Source organism: Leucobacter komagatae (assembly GCF_000834055.1).
GTDB classification, from domain to species: domain Bacteria; phylum Actinomycetota; class Actinomycetes; order Actinomycetales; family Microbacteriaceae; genus Leucobacter; species Leucobacter komagatae_A.
In genome coordinates this window covers 20167-27592 of sequence record NZ_JXSQ01000033.1, presented here as the reverse complement: position 1 = coordinate 27592, position 7426 = coordinate 20167, and the positions used below count along the sequence as shown (strand labels likewise).

Below are 7426 nucleotides of genomic sequence, written 5' to 3'. Positions count from 1 at the left end.
CCGCAAACAGCACCAGGAGCAACCAAACAATGTTGTCAAACAGCATCTGCCCTAGCTTCGGGGAGCCCTTCGCAGGCTCTGTAGCGCCCTTGCCAACCGCGATCTGTTGCGTCAAACTTTCAGTCATGATGAAACCTTCTGGGTAGAAATGCTGCTGAGTACACGATCTGGAGTGAGCTCGTCGCCAGCCAGCTCGGTCACGACGGCACCATCGGAGAATGCGACCGCTCGATCCACAATTCGGCACATTTCATCGGCGTCGTACGTAAGAACAACTACTGCGGCACCCTGCCTAGTAAGTTCATCCATGAGTGAATGAATCTCCTCTTTCGCCCCGACATCGACACCAATCGTTGGCTCGTCAAATACGACGACCTGCGGATCAAATCCGAGCACGGACCCGAGCAATACCTTCTGCTGGTTGCCGCCAGATAGTTCCCCCACGGGCTGTGACGGATCCCAGGCGCGAATGACTACGCGGTCATGGATGCGCTCATAAAACGTACCCATCTGTGCAGCATCGACAAGTCCACTTTTCGTCGGCCAGTTCCCGAGGTGCAGGTTTTCCATGACGGAAAGATCTGCGACGAGGCCCTCATGGATTCGATCGTCAGTCATGTAACAGACCCCTGCCTTTCGAGCCGACGCAACGCGATGGAGGTCAACCGTTTCCCCTCGGAGCCTGACAGTTCCCGCTTCCAATGGGTTCAGGCCGCCCAACGCCCTGGCAAATTCCTTGGCCCCGGACCCTGGCAGCCCTACCAATCCAAGAATTTCACCGGCCCCAATTGACAGGGACACACCCCGGAAACCAGGGGCTCTTGCTTCATGGACCTCCAGGAGGGGTTGGAGGTCCGTCTGCCGGTCTCGCACAAACTCCTCGTGAGCCACTCCAGTGACTAGCCTCGAAATCTCCTCACTACTAGTCACGCGAGGGTCGAGTGCATCTGCGACGAGCACTCCATCTCTCAGCACGGCACACTCGTCACAGATCTCACGTATCTCACTGTTGTAGTGCGAAATGAACACAAAAGACTGGCCCGCTGCGTTCAACTCACGAATCCAATCGAACAACTCCCGGCGCTCTTGCTTACCCAGTGACGCGGTCGGCTCATCAAGCATCACTAGCTTCCCGCCGTCTTTCAGCGTTCGCGCAATACTCAGCCGCCTTTGATCGTGAAGCGTGAGCGTTCCGGCCATCGCTTCTGCCGCGAACGGTAGCCGGTAACGCTCAAGAACACTCGTCGCATACTCATTGACCTTCGAGAAACGGATCAGTCCGCGTCCCGCACCTTTGAAGTCCGGCAGTAGCAAGTTCTCGGCCACACTCAGTTCAGGCAGAACCTCAGCGTGCTGCGGCAAGAGGTGGATCCCCATCTCTTTGCGCTCCGCATAGGTCTTCGAAGAAATGTCGACCCCTTCGAAGAAGATCTGCCCGGAAGTCTGCTTCGTCTGCCCAGCTATGATGCTCACCAGAGTCGACTTTCCTGCGCCGTTCTTCCCGAGGAATCCGTGCACGCTCCCCGCACGAATCGTGAGGTCAATGGGTTCAAGTGCGTAGTTGCCGCCGTATTGCTTGCTCACCCCCCGGACTTCGAGAAGGGGGGCCGCGCCAGTCACGCTGCTTGTCACTGCTTCTGGCCCCATTCCGTCGTCACGAGGTTGGCCCACTGCCGGCTATCCTCAACGTTGTCTTCTGCAATCACATAGGGTGGGATGGTCATCGTTGGGCCATTGGCCGTGTCTTCAATAACCGCAGTTTCCCAGTAGTATTTCTCGTCCACGTATTCACCCAGGGGGATGTCTTTGCCCTTTGCAACGTATTCGGTAAGCATCTCAACAGCGATCTGCCCGTAGGCAACGGGATCCTGTGACACCGACGCGTCGATGATGCCTTCTCGGTACCAATTGAGCGCTTGGGGTTCTCCATCGATCGTGGTGATGATGATGTGCCCATCTTCGCCACGCGGCTTCAGCTTTCCCTTGCTCTTGATGGCAGTAATGATGCCGCGAGTGATTGAGTCGCTCGGCGCATGGGCTGCGTCCAGATCTGGGTGCTCGGACAGAGTCGCATCGGTGACTTGTCTCGCCGTCGTCTCAGCGCCTTCCGTTGGGCGCTCGATCACCTGAACGTCTGGGTACTGGGCGAGCACCTCGTCGAAGCCTTCTTTTCGGGCTTTCCACGCCGAGGACGAGAGTGCGCCGTATCCGTTGAGCACCTTTCCCTTGGGCTCACCATACTTTGCTTTGAGCCCCTTCACGATCTCTTCTGCGGCCATCTCGCCGGCAAGTCTGTTGTCGAAGGCGACCTGAAAGTCGGCTCTGCCCGTCGTAATAGGCGTATCAACGATGCCGAAGGGGATCTTGTCCCTATTGGCCTGCTCGATGACCGGACCCCAGGCGGCTGAGTCGACGGGGTCAACAATCAAGAACGCGGGTTTTTGCACGAGGAGTGATTTCGCGTCATTAAACTGCTGGCTGGAATCGTGCTTTGCGTCTGTCGTGGAGAACTTGTAACCAAGTTCTTCGCTCTTACGCTGGATAGCCTCGGACTGCATAGCGAAGAAGAAGTAATCCATCCCCTTATTTGCAAATACCCCCGTGCCGCCGCTGGACTGCGACCCGCCGCCGCCGTCGCTGCCGCTCGCGCAGCCCGTGAGCGCCACGAGACTGGCTCCCAAGAGCAGACTCACCGCTCCGACAATTCGCCGACCGCGAGCAAATCCCTGACCTGATACCGGATGCTGAACCTTCATTTTGCTTGGCTCCTTTGCCAATTGGAACACGACAGTGCCGCGTCGATTCGGTAGAAAGTGATTGCGATTCCAAAAATCCTATCATCGCAATCATCATATTATTACAACGACGGTGATTTAGATAGATGTTGCCAACCCGGTGCCGGGAGTCGTGCATCGAGACCATCCGCACCCACTACTCTTAACGCCCATTCCGCCAGTCAGGCACTCGCGCGGTAACACGGTGGGACAGATCCACAACCTCAACTTCGCCACCCGGGTTAGCAAAGATCACCTCGTGCGCGATACCAGAGAACAGTCCGTTCTCGACGACACCAGCGATCCAATTGAGATTGGTGTCGAGCAACACCTTGTCGCGCAGTTCACCCAAGTGAGCATCAATAATGTAGTTCCCACTGTCCGTCACAACCACCCCGCCCTCGCGCTCACGCAGAATGAGAGGCACTTCCTCGCTGTAACCAAGGTCAACGAGCAACTCGCGTACTGAATTACGTGTTGCCTTCCAGGCGTAAGGAATCACTTCGATCGGGAGAGGGAAAGCGCCGAGCTTGTCTTTGAGTTTGGAGTTATCGGCGATACACACCATCTTCTCCGAGGCCTCGGCGACAATCCGCTCCCAGAGAAGGCAGGCTCCCCCGCCCTTGATCATGTCGCCTTCGTGGTCGATTTCATCAGGGCCATCAACGGTCACCTCGAGCTTCAGGCCCTGTTCTGCAAGTTCGTTGAGATCCACCAGCGGAATACCCAGAGAGAGCGCAAGGTCTCGTGTGGAGGTCGAAGTCGGGACGCCGACTACTTTCAACCCCTCAGCGACCTTTTCGCCGAGTGCACGCACAAACCATGCTGAAGTGGTGCCTGAGCCGAGCCCGAGTAACGCGCCGTCGTGCGCGAAGCGCTCGACGGCAGCTTTACCTGCAGCGTATTTGGCCGCGTCCTGGGGAGAGAGGTTTTCGTACATGTCAGACCTTTTCTTGTGTGTATTGATTCGGATGTGACCCGAGAGCAGCGTGAACGTGGCTAGACCGTGGGTGGACTGCCGGGGGGCTCAACAATTGGCATGAGGTCTTCAAAGCACTCGAGCCGTGTGTCATTCCCCTCAATTTCATGTCCCCACGCAACGTGCGTATAGCGCACTCCGGCGGCGCGTGCGGTGCTCTGGTCGATAGCAGTGTCACCGACATAGACACATTCCTCTGGAGTTACATCAAGCTCAGCCATCGTCTGTTCCAGGTGCATAGGATGCGGCTTCGGGTAAGCAGCGCGGTCGACGCCCACGAGAGCGCTAAAGTAGGCACGAACTCCAAGGTGTTCCAGGAGGAGATCTGCAAGTTCAGTGCGTTTGTTCGTACAAATGCCAAGTTTGAGACCGCGTGCAGCCAGTTTTGGGATCACTTTTGCCGCGTCGGCAAAAAACTCAGTCTTCGCTGATGGCGCCGCAAGGTACTCTGCCGAGTAGCGAGCGAGCGCCTCGTCGAGTGATTCATCATCTAGAGGACCGTCGATGGCGGTGAGGGCCTGAGCTATCAGCGCCCGGGGCCCGCCGCCAAGCATGCCCAGCACCTCCGGCGCTGTGAGCTCGCTCACGCCCCACGGTGCAAACGCCTTGTTCAGAGCCGCCGCGATATCGGGCGAAGAGTCGACGAGCGTGCCGTCGAGGTCGAAAATTACCGCTGTCTTCATACCACGGCCTTTCTATTCGTTGAGCTTTTGGAGGTCGCGATATACATCTGAGAAGTGGGAAAAAAGCCCCGCGTGCACCTCGTAAATCCGCTCATATAGCGCAACCCTCGCCGGTTCTGGAGTGATGCGCTCGACCACCTCTACGCCAGCGAGAGCAGTCTCGTAATCGCGCCAGACTCCTGCGCCGACTCCGGCAGAAAGTACTGCGCCGAAGGCGCCACCCTCTGCGCTACCGCGGAGCCTCACGACTTCCCGATTACAGACATCGGCGAGAATGCTCAGCCACAGCTTTCCCTTTGTGGCGCCGCCCGAAGCAATAATGCGCTCGCAGGGGATACCAACGAGCTCAAACTCTCCCAGGATGCGTCGCAGGTTGAGCAGCGCGCCCTCGATGACTGCGCGTGCAAGGTGGCCCGCTTGGTGCTTGCGACTCAGGCCGACGAAGGATGCGGTAGCTTCCGGGGCCACGTGAGGCGAACGCTCGCCGTTGAGGTAAGGCATAAATAACAGCCCGTCACATCCGAGAGGTGCCTCAGCAGCGATGGCAGTGAGCGCATCGAAGTCCGGATTGTCAGCACCAGAGAACTGGGCCACCACCTCACCAAGCCACTGGAAAGCACCAGCTGCTGACAATGCAACGCCCATCGTATGGAAACGGCCCGGCTCGTTACCCGCAGAAACTTGGATACGCGCGTCAGCGTTCTCTGGGCAGAACGGAGTGAGCGTCGCGACGACGCCCGCAGTACCCAGAGTGATTCCTACATCGCCAGGCTCAACAACGCCCATCGAGGTCGTTTGGATGACCGAGTCGCCGCCTCCCCCAAACACAGCGACTCCCTGCGGTAGTCCGATCTCAGCGGCGAGGTGACCGTGCACCATCCCTGTCTGATCAGTTGAACCGACGATGGGAGGCAGCATCGATGCTTCAACACCGCAGGAGACGAATACTTCTGGGACCCATTCACGTGTGCGCGGGTCAAAAAATCCCGTTCCCGAGGCATCGGATTCGTCAGTAGCGAAGACACCCGTGAGCTGGAGACGAAGATAGTCCTTCGGCAGGCACAGGTAACGCAGCTGCTGATAGGTCTCAGGCTCGTGCCGCCGTAGCCATCGCACTTTACCGCCCGTGAATCCTGGCAACATACGATTGTTTGTGAGATCAATGAGCCTCGCCAGCCCACCAACCTCTTCGGTAATTTCGTCACATTCCGCGGCGCATCGCTGATCGTTCCAGAGGATTGCGCGGCGTATCACCTTCCTCGCATCGTCGAGCCCAACGAGGCCGTGCATCTGTCCGCTAAGCCCAATCCCCGCTATGCCTGTGGGGCCAGTCCCAGCCTGATCGTAGCCAGCGCCCGCTAGCGCTGCTGCGACTTCCGTGAGGGTGCGTACGGCAGAATCCCACCAGTCAGTTGGGTCCTGCTCAGCCCACCCAGCGCGCTCAGAGTACAGCCGGTAGCCAGCCGAACTCGAAGCGAGAAGCCTCCCCGATTCATCGACCGCAATCGTCTTACACCCCGAAGTGCCAATATCAATACCAATTACCGCTGCCATAGCTACGCCCCTGGAAGCGCGTGGGCAATCCGGGTGTGCTTGATTTCTAGGTACCCGAGGAGCCCCTCAGGCCCGTGCTCGTAACCGAATCCGCTGCCTTTCCGTCCTCCGTAGGGCGCGTTCATGATCCCAGGGTCGGGGTTATTGATTGCCACGTTTCCATAATCGAGTCGCGCACTCAGAAGGTGCGCCTCGGCGAGGCTTTCGGTAAATGCGTACGCAGCGAGGCCTGAGTCAGGGCGATTGGCAAGTTCCAACGCGTCGTCAATGGAGTCGAAAGCCGAAACCCCCACTACAGGCCCAAACGTCTCTTCGTTCATTACCAGCATGTCGGGTGTGCAGTCCGCAAGAACCGCTGGGCACATGAAGCTGCCGGACGCTGGAACGTCTCGCCGCGCGCTCACGATTCGCGCACCATGAGCGAGCGCGTCATCGACGTGACGCCTAGCCTTCGCGAGTCCTTCTTCAGTCGCAAGCGGCCCCATGTCGACTCCGTCCTCCGTACCATCGCCTATCACCAATGCGTCGACGGCGACGGCGAGGCGGCTGAGGAACTCTTCGTAGAGACTGCTGTGCACGTAGATTCGATTGATAGCTATACATATTTGGCCTGCGTTGCGAAAACCTCGCCGCGCCGCTGCAGAGACCGCTTTCTGAAGATCGGCGTGCTCGGTAACCACCATAGGGCAGGTTCCGCCAAGCTCCATTGAAAGCGGAATCGCGTGGTGCACCGACCTAGCGATTTGATTACCGGTGGCCGTCGAACCCGTAAACGCGATCTTGCTCACCAAAGGATGCCCGACAAGGTCCGGACCAATACCGCGACCAAAGACCAAGTTGGCAACGCCTGCTGGGAGACCTGCTTCGTCCATGCATTCGAACAGCAACGCAGCAGAGAGCGTCGAGAACTCCGATGGCTTCACGACAATCGTCGCGCCCGCCGCGAGCGCGGCACACAGCTTCCAACCAATGAGCTCAAGAGGATAGTTCCATGGCGTGATTGCCGCAACGACGCCCACGGGCTCGTAGGTTACGAGGCTGGTAATGCTCGACGCTTCGTTTGGCACGACGCGCCCAACGACTCGCTCGCCCTCAGCAGCATAGTAGCGAAAGGCCTGGGCAAGCTTCTGTACTTCTCCGCGAGACTCACCAAGGGTCTTGCCCATCTCCTGGGTGATCGCGAGTAAGAGCTCATCTTCGCGACGTTCAACAACGTCCGCAATGCTCCTCAGCATCGTGGCCCGCTGAAAAACTGTGGTGAAGCGCCACGTCGCGAACGCAGCATGAGCGGCGCTCACCGCACCGTCAACATGATCCGCTGTCGAGGCAGCCACAGCGGCCAGCTGAGCACGGGAGGCGGGGTTCACGACGGTAAAAGTACCCGCTCCTTCGACCCAGCTACCATCAATATAGTTACGTACATTCTTCAGAGTCAC

At 58.3% G+C, this 7426-nt stretch carries 6 protein-coding genes; all 6 read right to left on the bottom strand.

The features are described from left to right. Positions 1-123 precede the first annotated feature (123 nt). Positions 124-1620: a sugar ABC transporter ATP-binding protein gene (locus tag SD72_RS15060; protein WP_198142004.1), complete on the bottom strand. Its 1497-nt coding sequence runs from the start codon at positions 1618-1620 to the stop codon at positions 124-126. Between the two features lie 8 nt (positions 1621-1628). After that, positions 1629-2756 carry a sugar ABC transporter substrate-binding protein gene (locus tag SD72_RS15055; protein ID WP_042545290.1) on the bottom strand — a complete coding sequence of 376 codons (1128 nt, stop codon included), beginning with the start codon at positions 2754-2756 and terminating at the stop codon, positions 1629-1631. Between the two features lie 181 nt (positions 2757-2937). Next, entirely contained in the window at positions 2938-3714 is a 777-nt protein-coding gene (rpiA, locus tag SD72_RS15050; RefSeq protein WP_042545289.1) for a ribose-5-phosphate isomerase RpiA, read from the bottom strand. Between the two features lie 59 nt (positions 3715-3773). Further along, a complete protein-coding gene (locus SD72_RS15045) occupies positions 3774-4436 on the bottom strand; it encodes an HAD family hydrolase (RefSeq protein WP_042545288.1) in 663 nt (220 codons plus the stop codon). Between the two features lie 12 nt (positions 4437-4448). Continuing rightward, positions 4449-5990 (bottom strand): xylulokinase, encoded by a 1542-nt coding sequence (gene xylB, locus SD72_RS15040; RefSeq protein WP_042545287.1) that lies wholly within the window; start codon positions 5988-5990, stop codon positions 4449-4451. A gap of 2 nt (positions 5991-5992) precedes the next feature. Next, a complete protein-coding gene (locus SD72_RS15035) occupies positions 5993-7426 on the bottom strand; it encodes an aldehyde dehydrogenase family protein (RefSeq protein ID WP_042545286.1) in 1434 nt (477 codons plus the stop codon).